This is a genomic window from Rhodobacteraceae bacterium M382, from assembly GCA_025141015.1.
Classification (GTDB): Bacteria; Pseudomonadota; Alphaproteobacteria; order Rhodobacterales; family Rhodobacteraceae; genus Aliisedimentitalea; species Aliisedimentitalea scapharcae.
The window spans coordinates 2090445-2105113 of the sequence record CP081098.1 but is presented as its reverse complement, the minus strand read 5'-3'; the positions used below and the strand labels follow the sequence as shown (position 1 = coordinate 2105113).

At 53.8% G+C, this 14669-nt stretch carries 14 protein-coding genes; 7 read left to right on the top strand and 7 right to left on the bottom strand.

All coding sequences use genetic code 11. The features are described from left to right. Positions 1-3: 3 nt before the first annotated feature. From K3727_09795 to K3727_09785, 3 genes are all read right to left on the bottom strand, one after another. Positions 4-891, bottom strand: coding sequence for a carbohydrate ABC transporter permease (locus tag K3727_09795; GenBank protein UWQ93041.1), 888 nt, complete (start codon positions 889-891; stop codon positions 4-6). Beyond that, positions 884-1759, bottom strand: a complete 876-nt coding sequence (locus tag K3727_09790) for a sugar ABC transporter permease (GenBank protein ID UWQ93331.1) — start codon at positions 1757-1759, stop codon at positions 884-886. Before K3727_09790 ends, K3727_09795 begins: the two co-directional genes overlap by 8 nt. 110 nt (positions 1760-1869) lie before the next feature. Then, the gene (locus K3727_09785) at positions 1870-3126 is read right to left on the bottom strand and encodes an ABC transporter substrate-binding protein (protein UWQ93040.1); all 1257 of its coding nucleotides are present in this window, start codon (positions 3124-3126) and stop codon (positions 1870-1872) included. Positions 3127-3358: 232 nt separating this feature from the next. On the opposite strand from K3727_09785, the gene K3727_09780 reads away from it, so the two are divergent. Both K3727_09780 and K3727_09775 read left to right on the top strand, forming a co-directional pair. Beyond that, complete coding sequence (locus tag K3727_09780; GenBank protein ID UWQ93039.1) at positions 3359-4018, top strand: response regulator transcription factor; 660 nt, start codon at positions 3359-3361, stop codon at positions 4016-4018. A gap of 3 nt (positions 4019-4021) precedes the next feature. Beyond that, complete coding sequence (locus K3727_09775) at positions 4022-5461, top strand: hypothetical protein (GenBank protein UWQ93038.1); 1440 nt, start codon at positions 4022-4024, stop codon at positions 5459-5461. A gap of 383 nt (positions 5462-5844) precedes the next feature. Here K3727_09775 and K3727_09770 read toward each other — a convergent pair whose 3' ends face one another. Continuing rightward, on the bottom strand, positions 5845-6288 hold the full coding sequence (locus K3727_09770; GenBank protein UWQ93037.1) for a DUF4345 domain-containing protein: 444 nt from the start codon (positions 6286-6288) through the stop codon (positions 5845-5847). Between the two features lie 126 nt (positions 6289-6414). On the opposite strand from K3727_09770, the gene K3727_09765 reads away from it, so the two are divergent. Continuing rightward, the gene (locus tag K3727_09765; protein UWQ93036.1) at positions 6415-7011 is read left to right on the top strand and encodes a TetR/AcrR family transcriptional regulator; all 597 of its coding nucleotides are present in this window, start codon (positions 6415-6417) and stop codon (positions 7009-7011) included. A 498-nt stretch (positions 7012-7509) separates the two neighbouring features. Continuing rightward, entirely contained in the window at positions 7510-7803 is a 294-nt protein-coding gene (locus K3727_09760) for a DUF1330 domain-containing protein (GenBank protein ID UWQ93035.1), read from the top strand. A 320-nt stretch (positions 7804-8123) separates the two neighbouring features. Here the strand turns inward: K3727_09760 and K3727_09755 are convergent, their stop codons facing one another. Beyond that, complete coding sequence (locus K3727_09755; protein UWQ93034.1) at positions 8124-9026, bottom strand: helix-turn-helix domain-containing protein; 903 nt, start codon at positions 9024-9026, stop codon at positions 8124-8126. A gap of 103 nt (positions 9027-9129) precedes the next feature. Here K3727_09755 and K3727_09750 point away from each other — a divergent pair, with 103 nt between their 5' ends. Beyond that, on the top strand, positions 9130-10032 hold the full coding sequence (locus tag K3727_09750; GenBank protein UWQ93033.1) for an MBL fold metallo-hydrolase: 903 nt from the start codon (positions 9130-9132) through the stop codon (positions 10030-10032). 42 nt (positions 10033-10074) lie between these two features. Continuing rightward, entirely contained in the window at positions 10075-10467 is a 393-nt protein-coding gene (locus K3727_09745; GenBank protein UWQ93032.1) for a nuclear transport factor 2 family protein, read from the top strand. A 235-nt stretch (positions 10468-10702) separates the two neighbouring features. On the opposite strand, the gene K3727_09740 is transcribed toward K3727_09745, so the two are convergent. Continuing rightward, positions 10703-11506: a LytTR family transcriptional regulator gene (locus K3727_09740; protein UWQ93031.1), complete on the bottom strand. Its 804-nt coding sequence runs from the start codon at positions 11504-11506 to the stop codon at positions 10703-10705. Here K3727_09740 and K3727_09735 point away from each other — a divergent pair. Further along, positions 11505-12203 (top strand): cytochrome b, encoded by a 699-nt coding sequence (locus K3727_09735; GenBank protein UWQ93030.1) that lies wholly within the window; start codon positions 11505-11507, stop codon positions 12201-12203. The two genes, K3727_09740 and K3727_09735, sit on opposite strands and share 2 nt — an antisense overlap. 681 nt (positions 12204-12884) lie before the next feature. On the opposite strand, the gene K3727_09730 is transcribed toward K3727_09735, so the two are convergent. Beyond that, the gene (locus tag K3727_09730; GenBank protein UWQ93330.1) at positions 12885-14471 is read right to left on the bottom strand and encodes an RNA-directed DNA polymerase; all 1587 of its coding nucleotides are present in this window, start codon (positions 14469-14471) and stop codon (positions 12885-12887) included. Between the last annotated feature and the right edge of the window lie 198 nt (positions 14472-14669).

Sequence of the window (14669 nt, the reverse complement as noted above, 5' to 3'; positions counted from 1 at the left end):
TTCTTATCCTTTGACAGAACCAGCGGTCAAACCACGCACAAAGTAGCGGCCCGCTGCGATATAGACGAGAAGGGTTGGAGCAGCGGTGATAAGCGCCGCGGCCATGTCGACGTTGTATTGCTTTACGCCGGTCGTGGTGTTCACCAGATTGTTCATCGCCACGGTGATCGGCTGAGCCCCGCCGGTCGTGAAACTGGCTCCGAACAGGAAATCGTTCCAGATCTGGGTGAACTGCCAGATCACCGACACCACGATGATGGGCGGTGACAGCGGCAGGATGATGCGGCGAAAAATGGTGAAGAAACCTGCCCCATCAATGGTCGCGGCTCGTACCAGCTCATCCGGGATTGAGACATAGTAATTGCGAAAAAACAACGTGGTAAAGGCAAGCCCATACACCGTATGTACCAGGATCAATCCGTAAACCGTATTGGTGATGCCAATCAGGCCAAGCGTTTGCGCCATGGGCAGAATAACGACCTGGAAAGGCACAAAGCAGCCAAACAGGATCAGCGCGAATACGATGTTGGCCCCTCTAAATTTCCATTTGGTCAGGGCATATCCCGTCAACGCGCCCAACAAAGTGGACAATATGACGGACGGTATCGCCATGATGACCGAGTTCCAGAAATATGGCTCCAGACCTTCGCATGTGACCCCGATGCAAGCCTTGCTCCAGGCGTGGCTCCAGGCGGTGAAATTCAACTCATGCGGAAGGGACAGAAGAGATCCACCGCGAATTTCGGCCAGATCCTTGAGCGAGGTTCCAACCACCACATAGGCAGGCAGCAAGAACCAGATCGCGAACACGAACAGGACAACCCACAACGACAAGCGCAGCCAAGCGTTTGATCGGGTCTGAGCAGGAGCGAATGTGGTGGTATCAGACATGTTTCTTCCCCCGCAATTCGGAATACAGATACGGCACCATGATCGCGGCGACCGTGGCCAGCATGACCATGGCCGAGGCGGCACCAACAGCGATCTCGTTGCGGCGGAACGTCATCTCGTACATGAAGTTCGCCGGCAACGTCGAGGAATAGCCCGGCCCACCGCCAGTAAGAGCGACGACAAGATCAAAGCTTTTGATTGCCAGATGAGCAAGGATCACGACCGCGCTCATGAAGACGGGTCGCATCGAAGGCAGGATGATGCGCAGATAGATTTTCCAGGGCGACGCACCATCAAGGCTGGCCGCTTTGATGATGTCCTGATCCACGCTGCGCAGGGCCGACAGGAATAGAGCCATGACAAACCCGGCGCTTTGCCAGACGGCCGCCATGACCAATGCATAGACAGCCAGAGTTTCGCTGTTGGTCCAGCCGAATGAAAAGCTCTCCCAGCCCCAGCCGCGTATCACAGTTTCCAGTCCCAGCGACGGGTTCATGATCCACTTCCAGGCCGTCCCCGTGATGATAAAGGAAATCGCCATCGGATAGAGATAGATGGTGCGAATGAATCCTTCGGCGCGGATTTTCTGATCCAGCAAGATCGCCAGCAGGCAACCGATCACGATCGCAACAAAAATGAAAAGAAAGCCAAAGATGAACAGGTTTTCCAACGCCACGGTCCAGCGGTCCATCTGGAACAGCCGTTCATAGGGCCGGAGACCGATCACGGTATAGTTTGGCAGCATCTTGGATTTGGTCAGCGAAATATAGCCGGTCCAGACGATAAAGCCGTAGACGAAGAACAGGATCAGAGCAAAGCTTGGGGCCACGACGATCTGTGGGAGAACGCGGGCAATTCGATCGGTGATATTTGGGGAATGTCGGGTCACAAGCTGATCTCCTCCGAGAATGCGTCAAGTGAAACCAGATGTTGTAGCCCGCACATCAAAATGCGGGCCACAGGCGAAGCTCAGCAGGTTTACTGGGCCAGTTTGATGGCTTTCACCAACTTTTCAACGGCTTCTTGCGAAGACATGTCAGAGTTGAAGTGCGCGGTGGCAATGTCGATGAAGGCACCGCGCACGGCACCGGCCTGCGCAATTTCATGCGCCATCGAACCAAGCAGCGTACCGCCGTCAGCGGCCGACACCATGTCATCCATCGACTTGATCGCACAATCGTCGAACGCGCCGCGCGAAACATCCGTCCGGGCCGGAATCGATCCTTTGAACAGGTTGAAGGTCTCTTGGAATTCGGTACCCAGAATGAGTTCGGCCAAAAGGTTTTGCCCCGCAATCAGGTCGTCGCCCTTGACATTGAACATGGCAAAGCTGTCGGAATTCAGCAGGTACCCGTTTTCCGATGGGGTCGACGCACAGATGTAATCCTTGCCCGGCACCTTGCCCGCTGCCGCGAATTCGCCCTTGGCCCAGTCACCCATGATCTGCATCGCGGCTTCTCCGCGCATCACCATGGCCGTTGCCAGGTTCCAGTCACGCCCGGGAAAGTCCGGATCGACATAACCACGCATCTTGCGCATCTGGTCGAATACTTTGACCATGGTGTCGGAGCCAAGAGCATCCATGTCCAATTCGACCAGCGCCTTGCGGTAGAAGTCGACGCCGCCAATGCCCAGAACCACGGTTTCGAACACTGTCGCGTCCTGCCAGGGCTGACCGCCATGGGCCAGCGGAATGATACCCGCGGCGAGCAGCTTGTCTGCGGTCGCGTTGAATTCGTCCCAGGTTGTCGGAACCGAAGCGCCCACTTTGGCGAGAACCTCGGGGTTGGCCCAGATCCAGTCAACCCGGTGTACGTTTACCGGCACGGCCACGTAATTGCCTTCATACTTGACGATGTTTTGGATCGCGTCCGGTAACACGGCGTCCCAATTCTGGCTTGCAGCCACATTCGAAAGGTCGGCAAGCGCCCCGGCCTCGGCCCATTCCTGAATGTTCGGGCCTTTGATTTGAACTGCTGCAGGCGGGTCCCCTGCCAAAACGCGGGCCCGCAGAACGGCGGCCTGTGCGTCACCGCCGCCACCAGCGACCGGAGCATCGACCCATTCGCCGCCACGGGCAGCAAAGGCCTCTTGCAAGGCCTTGACGGCCTTGGCTTCACCACCAGATGTCCAGTAATGCAAAACTTCGGCCTTTGGGTCAGCTTTCAACGGGGCTGCGGTAACGGCGGCCGCAAGGGCAATGGCGCTGACCAGCGCCTTGGAAAACGGTTTCATTCTTGTTCCTCCCAGAATCAAAGAGTTGGTCGTGCCAACGCTGCCCAAAGGGTAAGCCCATCGCCCATTCTGCCCACACCTTGTTTTGTTGCGTTTTGTAACAGCCTGATTTCGACCTCTTCGCGAAGTGGAACACATGCTATTATGGTCAGGAACAACTGAAACCACCCCCAGGATCCGAGGTAAGCTCCTGCCACGTGTACACATCATAGAAGACGACGCTGAAATTTCTTTGCTTTTGTCCACCTATCTCGACGGGCGAGGTTTTGAATGTCAGGTGTCTCAAAGCGCCGAGGACGCCCAGACCCATGCTCCCGACAACTTTGAGATTCTGATCGTCGACATCATGCTGCCGGGAATGAACGGGTTGGAATTTTGTCAGTGGGTGCGAGAAACATCAAATGTGCCCATCATCATCCTTTCCGCTGAAAAAGGTGACAGAAAACGTATTCATGGGATCGAACTTGGAGCCGATGACTATCTTGAAAAACCGTTCAATCCCCGCGAGTTGCTGGCACGAATGAATGCTTTGTTGCGCCGCAACACGACCGTGAACCGCCAACACGCGACCGGCAAGATCGGCTTTGCCGGTTGGGTATTGGATCGGACCAATCAGAAACTGCACAGCCCCCGCTCTATCCTGGTCCCGCTCAGCTCAACCGAATACCAGCTTCTTTTGAAACTGGCGACGGATCTGCCCGACCCCGTCAGCCGCGAAGAAATTGGTCGGTCCATCCTGAATGTGGAACTCGGCCCGGAAGATCGGCGGGTTGATATCCTTGTCAGCAGGTTGCGCAAAAAGATGTCAGTGGCCCAACCAAATGCCGATTTCATTCGAACCATTCGCAATCGTGGGTATCAGTTCTGTGCGGAAATCCAGGATATCGACTAGGACATGCGCAAAATCCAACTGACGGTTCTGGCCTTGTTGCCGCGATCACTGAGCCAGCGTTTGCCCTTGCTCGTGATCACGGCCTATCTGTTGGGCGCGTTTGTGTCGGCCTGGACCATGTATGGTTTCTTTCAACGCAGCTCCGCCCTTACCTATGCCGAAACCTCGGGCGATCTGTTGCGCGATTTGCTGAACAGGGACACCTGGCAAGATCTGACAGAAAGCGACGTGGTGACCTCCGGGAGGTTCAAGCTGCGGCGCCACCTTCGGCTGCAAGACGATCTGCCGCCCTATTCGGTGCCGCTCATTCTTGTTATCGACGACGAGCGATTGCGCGCCGCTGTGGCCTTTGAGCGCCCACCCCAGTTGCCCCAGGCCCTCAGCGCGAGCACTGAGGAACAAAGCGCATCAGCACGCCTGGCGGAACTGTCACGTGGCATCGCCCGACAGGATCAAAACGCGCAGCTGCACGTTTTTATGTCCGAAGATGTCCTGTTGACCATATCAGCCCCGACGATCTGGCAATCCAGGCCCGGACAAACACGCGTTGCGCTTTTGGGGTTTGCTGCATTCGCCATCGGTTTGTCGCTTGTGGTTCCCCTGGCCCTCAACCTCGCGAGTCCATTCGCCAAACTGGCCGAACGCGGCCCCGTGACCGGATCAGCCGATCCATTGGCGTCCAGTGAGGCCTACCTCATCAGGGACAAGATCGACCGTTTGACCAATCGTTTTCAAGTGGAGCAGGAATCCAAGGAACGAAATCTTGCGGCGATCTCGCATGATTTGCGCACGCCGGTAACCCGCCTGCGTTTGCGCACCGAACTGTTGACGGACGACGCCCTTCGGGACCGTTTCGAATCCGATCTCGACGAAGTCTCCAGCATTATCGACGGAGCCCTGGACCTGCTCAGCATCAGGTCGCAACCCGAAGAAAGCTTTCGATTTTCGCTGGCATCGTTGCTGGAGAGTTTGGTCAGCGACTACAGCGATACGGGCAAGAATGTTGCATTCGTTTCACCCGACGAGGTCGAACTGCGATCGGCAATGTCGATTTTCACCTCTGCCGAAGACGTCACTGTCAGAACCGATAATGCCTGCATGATGCAAGGACAACCGGACAAGCTGCGGCGGGCCTTTTCGAACCTGATCGACAATGCCCTGAAATACGGTGGCCGTGCCATTGTCGAGGTCAAACCGGTTTCCAAGGACATGCTGTGCGTTGGCATCAGAGATTTTGGCCCGGGGATCGATCCGGACCAAATCGCGCGCGTCCAGATGCCGTTCGTGCGCGGCCACTCTCAACAACCCGAACGCGGTGTCGGTCTCGGGCTTTCAATTGCCGGCGAGCTGATCGAACTTCACGGCGGCACGCTTGAATTCACAAACATGGAACAGGGAGGATTATTGGTATCAGCCTTGGTTTCCAGGGGCGTTACTGCCTAATTCAAACCTGATGTGACGGACTCCGCAGCGTGCGATGCCGAGACCGGTTCGCGCCCTGTCCGATTGGGCGTGTGCATTGATTGCCTCCCCGACCCTATAGACACTGGAGGGTTTGACGTCGTGAACGCCTTTTCAACCGCGTTGACCTGATCAAAGAAACGCCCGCAATCAGGCACGGGTTCGGTGTGCAAGCGGTCCCGTCAACCTATTGGTCGCTCTCGGAGAGACAATCACGTGCACCTCGTTAATAGAGCATGAACACTGGCACAGGCAGAGCTTGGAGATCGACCCAGAACGGCGGCTATGCGCAGTATGCCTGGTAGTCAGAGGCCAGCTATGCGGACAAAACCTGACCTCCAAATCAATCCAGTAGATGTCCGCTTTCAGGAACTCTCATCCTTGACTACCTCTGCGTCCCGTTTGCCAGACGCCATCAACCACCACGCAAGCAGCGGAAAACCCACCAGCTCAAATGCCAGTGACGGGGCGATCGCAGCGCTAAATATGACCTCAGTGTTCATGCCGCTGAGCCGAAACAAACCCGCAATTGCGATCAGAGCCGACAGAATAATCAAGGTTGAGCGAAACATGTGCATTGCAAAGCCGCCAATCATGAACGCAGCACCGACGCCGAACCAGACCCCACCAATGAACCGGATGTGGCTATCTTGAGCATGGAATGTTGCAGCATCGGTGATCGAAACAAACTCGCGCGATGATTGCCATCCCAGCGTCTTTATCCCGCCCAGGCCGACATTCAAGCCCAGGAAGACGATCACGGCGCCAACGATCACAACAACCGAATTCAGTAAATTTGTCTTGTTCATTTCACGCGTCCTAAATGCCCGCCCTGTGGGCGCTTAATATTTGGTACGTGTTCTATATTAACACCGCCTTGACAAGGCAAGCATTATTTGGCACGCGTTCCGGGATAATTTGCAGAGGGCATAATTATGGCTAGAACCGCTGGTAGGCCACCCCGCAGCAAGGCTGAAATTCTGGAACTCCGGTCAAAGATCGGGAAACACGCGCTTGAGATTTACCGTGCGGAAGGCTTTGGGGCGGTTTCAATGCGCCGTTTGGCCAGAGAGGTCGGATGCGCCCCGATGACACTCTATGCACATTTTGAGGGCAAGACGGATATCCTGCGATACCTTTGGGCTGACGTCCTCACAGACATGTCAAATGACATCGAAAACAAGCTGAAATCGGTCGTTGGCCCCAGGGAACGGCTGCAGACAGCCGCACAAACCTTTACCGCCTATTGGATCAGTCACCCCGATCATTTTCGACTTGTCTTTTTGTCTAACGATGTGACGCGGGCGGATGTCAGTACGTTCGTCAGCGACGACAAAACCTTGGCACACGTCTTGATGTTTTCGAATTTGATCCGCGAGGCTCTTCCGCAGGAACATGACATTAAGATGAAAACTGACACACTCATATCTGGAATGATCGGCATCGCCCTTTGCATGAACACCATTCCTGGCTACCCATGGGCCGACGCGACATTGATGACCAAACAACTTCTTGCGAGCATCCTCAGTTAAGCCAATTCGCAATGTGAGGAAGAGCAGACCTGGGTGCAGCTCGCAGCATCGGTGATTGTGGGCTCACAAGCCGACTTGCAGCGGTGCAGCACCTGACCTTGCACCAAAAAACGACCGCCAGTGGTCAGATCCACCTCACCGGATGACCGAACTCTGCCAAAGCAGACAGCACGGCCTTACACTTGCGCAGATTGCGGATTTTGCAAAGTGACGCCATCGGCTTCTACCAATTACGAACCAGTCCTTCCAATTTCGCGATGCAGCGTCACCAAACCTGACATTCGACACAAAGCACAGCCTTCCTGGCAATCAGAGGCCAGCGATGCGGGACACAGTGAACTTTCGCTGCAATGGCGAAACCTGACAACTCATAACTCAACGCAATCATCTGTTGGTTTCAGTGAGGCGCTGGCCGGTGGAAAACTGCCATGCAGATTGAGAAGTCACTGTCGAACTTTTCATGTTATCCTTGCGTCAATTTGATGCTTGGAGGGTGAAATGGCAGCATATGTGATCGGTCAACTCGAGATTTTTGATAAAGAGAGATACAAATCTTACCTTGCGGGCTTTATGCCTATCTTTCAACGGTATGATGGGGAACTCCTGGCAACGACAAGCGGCAAAACAACAGTGGTTGAAGGCGACTGGGGCTTTCCGAGCACGGTTGTTATGAAGTTTCCTAGTCGAACCAAAGCTGAAGAATGGCTTGCCGATCCGGAATACCGTGAATTGGCTGAGCATCGACACAAATCTGCAAAGTGTAATCTCGCGGTCATTGATGGCGTCGGATGACAGCGGTCGATTTGACACGTCTTTTTCGGGCTCACTGGTGCCATTGGATCTGTCGCATCATTTTCGCATCATGGGCAAAACGCCAACGATACGGACGGCCCATTTCAGACTTGGGAAGCCCATGGCTCCACTGCAGTGCAGTGTACCCAAAGCTGCCTTGCGACTTTGTAGAAATTTAGTGCGGCTCAACAGTCTATGCGATCAATGATGCTTGTCGTGTGATTTTTCACCGAAGTGACATTGGACCTATAGCCGCCCTCCAGTGAGATCGATCATTCCCTCTTGGTTCAGACCGCAGAGGAGCGGTGCCTTGAGGCCAATCATCTGCGCACAAGCGCAAAGCGTTTGCGATACTCCCCGGGGGCCAGTCCCGTGATCTTTTGAAACAGTTTGCTGAAGGATGAGATGTCGGCATAGCCAACCGCTGCTGCAATCTGGCCAATGTTATCCCGTGTCAATTCCAGCAACTCCCGTGCCTGGCCAATACGCAATTGTTGAAGGTATTCAGAAGGCCGATGGCCAGTCGCAGCCTGAAACCGCCGTAGGAAAGTACGTTCTTCAAGCCCGGCCGCTGAGGCGATCTGAGGGACAGTTACGGGCGAGCGATAGTGGCCCTGCAGCCATTGTTGCGCTTTGACAATCTGGGTATCTCCGTGTGCCAGACTTGGTGTGAAGAGATTGTAGTAGCTCTGCTCTCGTCCGCCAGGATCAATCAAAAACAGCTTGGCCACTTTCTGCATAACCGCCGGGCCCAGATATCGTGCGATCAACAGCAATCCCAAATCAGTCCAGGCCATCATGCCCCCGGCCGTTATCAGGTCGCCATCATCCACAATCAACCGCTCCGCTTCGAGCTTCACATCCGGAAATTGCCTGGAAAACTCTTCAGACAGCTCCCAATGCGTTGTGGCCGGACGCCCACTCAGAAGTCCCGTTGACGCAAGAATAAAGGCTCCAACACATACGGTGCAAACAAGTGCCCCGGTAGAATGCAGTGCAGTAATCCACTTGCAAAGCGCGGCCTGTTCCCGGCCTTCTGGCCAACCTCCCATGCTTGGCGGAAGAATGATCACATCAAACGCTTTGGGGCGCTCAAACTGGTCTACAATGACGACCTCAAAGCCAGGCTCGGTAAACTCCCCTGCTGCGACCAGAAGGTCATGCACCCCCAGCACAGCGGCCTGCTGGGCCATTGAGTAAGAAGCGATTGCAACACGCACCATGACAGCACCTTTTGTCTGATATGACCATCTAATTGTCACATTCGCCAATCGCGATCAAGGCGGCCCGCTCTTAGTTCTTTTTCAGGAAAAAGAAGGAAGCACGATGACAACCCTCATTCTTGATCGCCGCGAGGTCATGCTGACATTGGCCGCAACGGCTGGCACCGCAGCCATTCCCAGCGCCAGCTTTGCCGGAGAGCTTGCGACCCTGACCCTTGGTGACATCGCGGTGTCCAGCCTGTCTGATGGCACGTTCAACATTCCAGCAGGCTGGTTTCCGAATGCCAGCCCAGAGGCTCTTGGCACCATTGGCGATGAGATCGAAATTGGCGCAAATCAATGGCTTGTACACAGTGGCGACCGGTTGATCCTGATTGATACTGGCGCGGGCCCTCTTTACCCCGGTGTTGGCAAACTTGAGGCGCTTTTGATGGCCCGCGGTATCGCAAAAACAGACATCACCGACATCATCATAACTCATATGCACGGTGATCACATTGGGGGTCTATCCGGTCCTGATGCCGGTGGTTACAGAAACGCGACGCTCCATATGGCGCAGGCAGAATGGGATTTCTGGATGGATGCGGACCTTGTGAACAAAATGCCCGCAGAGATGCGCGACATCATCGAAGGGCAACAGGCCATCATCGCGCCGATTGCCGATCGATTGTCTCTTTACAGTGGCGAAACCGACCTAGGGAGCGGGCTGACCTTGCTGCCACTGCCCGGCCACACGCCCGGACATAGCGGTGTCCGTATTTCAGGGGGCGGGAGCGAGTTGTTGATCATCGCAGATGCGATCCTGTCCGAAGCTCTGCAATTCGCCGCCCCCGATATCACGTATGTGTTGGACATTGACCCTGCACAGGCGGTCGAAACGCGCATGGCCTTGCTCAACCAGCTTGCCAACAATCAGGGCCTCTTTGCTGCAACCCACCTGGTCTATCCCGGCATTGGAAAGACCGCACAAAGCGGCGACGGCTTTGTGTTTCATCCACTTTCCTGACGCCAAATACATTCGCCGTAAAAATCGAGAAAGATCCCCACAATGACACATACAACCGCTGACATCCGCGCCGCCATGGACCAGTTGATCGACCGCGCCACGAATTTCGATGTGGATGCGTTGGAAAGCATCTACCACGATGATTTTCACACCACACTGGTGATGCCAGATAGGTCTGTGGTCACCTACACCAAGCAAGAATTCATCACACATTTCCGCAAGCAGGCCGAAGAGGGCAAAACACAGCTCAACACCTGGGCGGACTGGCATGACTTTCATGTTTTGGGAGAGACCGGTACCTGCGTTCTCACCCGTAAACATAGCGGCATGAATGGCCAAGAAATGAACCTGTTGTGCAACATCGAATGGCGATATCAGGACGGTCGTTGGCAAGTATTGCGAGAAGCAATTTTCCTGCATCCACTAAGTGAATGAACGGCCCGAGGCCTTCGGTACGCCGAACTAGACGGCACTTTGACGATCTCGAAAGCCAGAAAAATCTAACATCATGGGCCGCTGCCTCAGGCGGCCCATAGCCACCTTTTTGATGGGGCAACCGTATGCTGCGCTGCACTGTCAAAGCCGATATTCGCGACATGCGGGAAATCATAGGTTCATTGATCGGGCAAAGCGCGGCGATTTCCCAACTTGCCGCCTTCAACATGAATTATTATTTCGGGCCAAAGCCATGCCGTGCTTTCAACTCGGAATACCGCCTTCTGCTAACGGGTATTTGATCTCCGTTGCTTAACGTGCACGTGTAGGAGCTGCCTTTGCGTGTCACGTCTCTGGCATGCCCAAGGCAGATCCAATGTGACCGATGGCATTGCATACCATCCAGTTTTTTTAGTTTTTCAACGCAGTCACCAAATTGCTCAGTGAGCAAAGAACTGCCCTTGGTCGTGACGATCTGCACATAGTGATCCTGTGCATGCATACGAATAATATCATTCCCCAGAGACGGGGGAATTGAGGGGATCAGGCTGTTCAGCGGGGGGCCTGCCTCCTCTGAATCCGACGGTTTCCTTAACTGTTCCGCAGCTTTTGGCAAAGCGGCGTAGCGTAGAATGAGCGTCACCACCAGCGAAACCGCAAGGCACATCGGAGCGACGGCCACGACCTCGCTCAAGAAGATTGTCATGGGCGGTTGCGCCGACAAGATTTCTTCATCTGCCTTGCCGAACCCATAGTCCAATCCGAGTGACACCAAAGCAAAAAGCGGCGGCAAAATTATAGCGGATGCCAATTTCGAAATTGGATCCCAGCAACCTAGCCTGTTGAGAACGTTGGCACCAAAGACAAACATCGTGGACGCCACAAAGAAATGGCTAACCCACAACCCATACGCAGCAATCACAGGCAGATCCTCTGTGTGGCTAGGCTCCAAGGCCAGCACAAAGCCTGCACCAATCAAAGAGACTGCAAAAAGATTCTTTACAAGTGCTTTTGTGAGGGCGGTATCATTCAATGTCATGGGGGATGCTAACAGCGTCTTCGTAAGTGGTCGAGAAACGACCGTTCGCGAAAACCCGGCTGCCGTCAACGCAGAAACCGTTCCTTTCACGCATCTGCGCTGGAGAACCTTGCCTCCGTCCAGCAAATCACTTTCAGGTTTGAAATTGGATACTGAAATGGATCACTACAGTTTATCTGCACGACTCTTGCATTGGCTCATGGCTGTCGGCTTCTTGGTCATGTGGATCTCTGGTTTTGCAATGACGTCCGTCGTCGCTGATGACTCTGCGCTACAAGAGTTTTTGTTCGGTTTTCACATATCGCTGGGTGTGACGATGGCCATGCTGTTGGCGATGCGGATTGTCGTCCGCGTGACAACCCCTGCTCCTCCCCCTTTGGCGGCTCTGAGCACGTGGGAAAAGACTGGCTCTCATCTGGGTCACCTGGCGCTATATGCATTGCCTGTCGCAGTCTTGTTTTTGGGCTGGGCCGAGGTGGACCTAGGGGGGCATGGCGTAAAATGGTTCGGCCTGCCCATGCCCAAAATCTTCCCGACAGCTGAAATTCTCTGGGGCTTTAATATCGAAACTACGAGCGAAAACCTTCACCGCTGGCTTGCCTATACCCTTCTGGCAGTCGTGGTCCTTCACATCGCCGCAGTCGTCAAACACCGTCTAGAGGGACATGATGTACTTGGAAGAATGATGTTCAAATGAATACCAACAGGCGCAAATATCTTGGCTGTGCTGCCGCATTCAGCCCAACAACCATGGTGACCAATCGCGCGTGGGCTGGATCCGGCAGAAGCAGTTTTCTTTGGCCTTAAGGCGTGGCAGAGATTGCTGAGCGGGATCGGGATTTACCACTGAACGGGCTGCAAGAACGCTTTGCGGCCCCGGAAGTGCCAGGCATCAAAAATATCAAATTCCCGCCAAACGTGCCGCGGTTTGAGATCATGTATATCGAAAACAGGCGGATTGCGCATGGGGACCAAGCAGGTCTGGACACATAGGTCCTATCGTCACTGACAGCGGCGCTGGCTATGGCTGGCATCCGAAAGTGGCTGTTCAGTGTCTGCGAATGATCATCGGCTTTACCCGAACGAAACATTTCCGATGCAGGTGCCGAGAATGCACGCTCTCCGCCCTGGCGGCCAGCCATACTGCAACTGGAATGAACATCTCCTTCGGGCCGTAACCAGCCACATCGCCCCAAGCCCAAGATACTGTTCTGGCCGTCAATGCCTGCTGTGCGCAGGTAGTGGAGCTTGCAAAGCTTGGCCAACAGCTCAGAGCTGACATTCGCAGTGTCGTGCCTCACTGATTGGTGTGCAAGCCAACACGGACATCGCTTATCTGCTTTGCTCCTATAGGCAACCATTCATTGAGCTGCCTCAGTCAGTACTCATCAAAGACTTCCCCACGGATTGCTGCAAAAAACGCCCTCATCTCATGCGACTGCCGTCTCCTAAGCTTCGACGCCTTCTTCAGTACGCTACGAGAAGTTGGGATGTTCCGCTTTGGATCGTAAAAAACGATGTCTCTTTCATCCATGGCCGCGAAGAAGGGCTCTTTCAAAATTCCCTTGGTGTCGTGCAGCCATCCCTTCCTGAACCCTTCATATGCAAGAAGCCATGACCAGTCTTGCAGCACGCTCGATGATGAAATTTGGTTTTCCCATTCTGCTTGCGGGAGCGTTCCAATACCCATCCCCATTTGTTTCATATCCAAGAGAAGAAGGGCAATTGCACTTGAAGACGCATTTTCAGAAAGGCTGCAAAGCTTCCTTGCTTCGAACGGTCGCTTCAACCCTCTAAGAGTGTAGAGAAGCCAAATGACCTCAAAATGGTGACCCTTTTCCAGGTTCCTCTCGGCCAGGAATGCGAAGCGCCGCCCAATTCTCTTTGCCGAAATCGCTCCTGTCGCGTGCTGAATGTTGAGAATTATGCGGCAAATCTTATCCATTGAGCCTGGTGCAATGACCGCTGCCTGCAAGAGGAAGCTCTCAATCTCACGAATGTCTGGGTTCGTCATCCCCGCGCGCTCGATGACCGACAGAGCGTAACTGACTACAGGGTCAGATTGATGTTCAGATTGCAGTCGCAAGCTCATGGTGATGAACTCACGGAGTCTTGCTCCACGCAAGGATCCGTTGTGATGAGACAAGAACGAACCGATCTCTGATAGCCAGTTTTTCCGTTTGGATGCAACGATGTGTTCAATAGAAGTTTTGCTTCCGTTTATCTCAAGTCCGTAAGCTCTATAAATGGAGCTTATACACGTAATCACATCCTCTGCCTGTTCGAGGGTTTTCGTGCCGACATTCCAATCATCTTGGAGCCTATCTACGCTAAGATCCGAAAGCTCAAGCTCGTGAGCATGGAAGTCCATATCTATGCGTGACGAAATAACTTCAGCGATGATCCTGGAAGTTTCAGGCCCAATCGGGATGCCGATTGTCTGATTCCTGTTGCATGCGCGAACCAAGACATCGATGCGATCTGCAAAGGACCCCTTGTAGTAGTCCATGTCGCTCTTGACCCGCTCCTTTCCATAGGCGGCCCATGGTATGGAATGCGTATAAATTGTGGGATAAAATCTCGTGATGTCAGTTTTAACCAACCAATCTGAGATCGCCTCAAGATAGAATGACTTCTCGCGGTGTGCGCGGAAATTAATATCTTTGATTGCCCGATCATAATCCTCTGATATGAGTATCTCGTCAATCGAAAAGGTTTGCCTGGAAAGCCATTTCTGAATTGCTTTCCAATTTTCAGATATTTCACTGACCAGCAACGCCTGCGGAACCGGGTGGGTGATGTGCAGGTTCCTACGTTCATACCCCCGTTTGGGTTTTGAAAGAACCTCCGCCTCAGCGCTACTCAGCTTGTAAGTGTGGGCGTTGCGGCGTTTGTTTTTTTGGGGGGTCTTCCCAAGCGACTTCACGTCGATCTTGAAAACCTTGTCAGTCTCCCATGTTTTCAGGACATCAGCAGAATGTTCGCCAAAATCTTCGGTTGTGAACACCGGTGGTAGTTCTTTTGGAAAATAGCCCTTCGACAGCAATGCGCGCCTTAAAGTATCACTGAACACTCATCCATTCCTTGAATAGTCTGATTGCAGGTAATCGCAAAAGGCGAAAGGCTTCAATGCTATTGCAGGAGTATATTATCGCGGACAAAA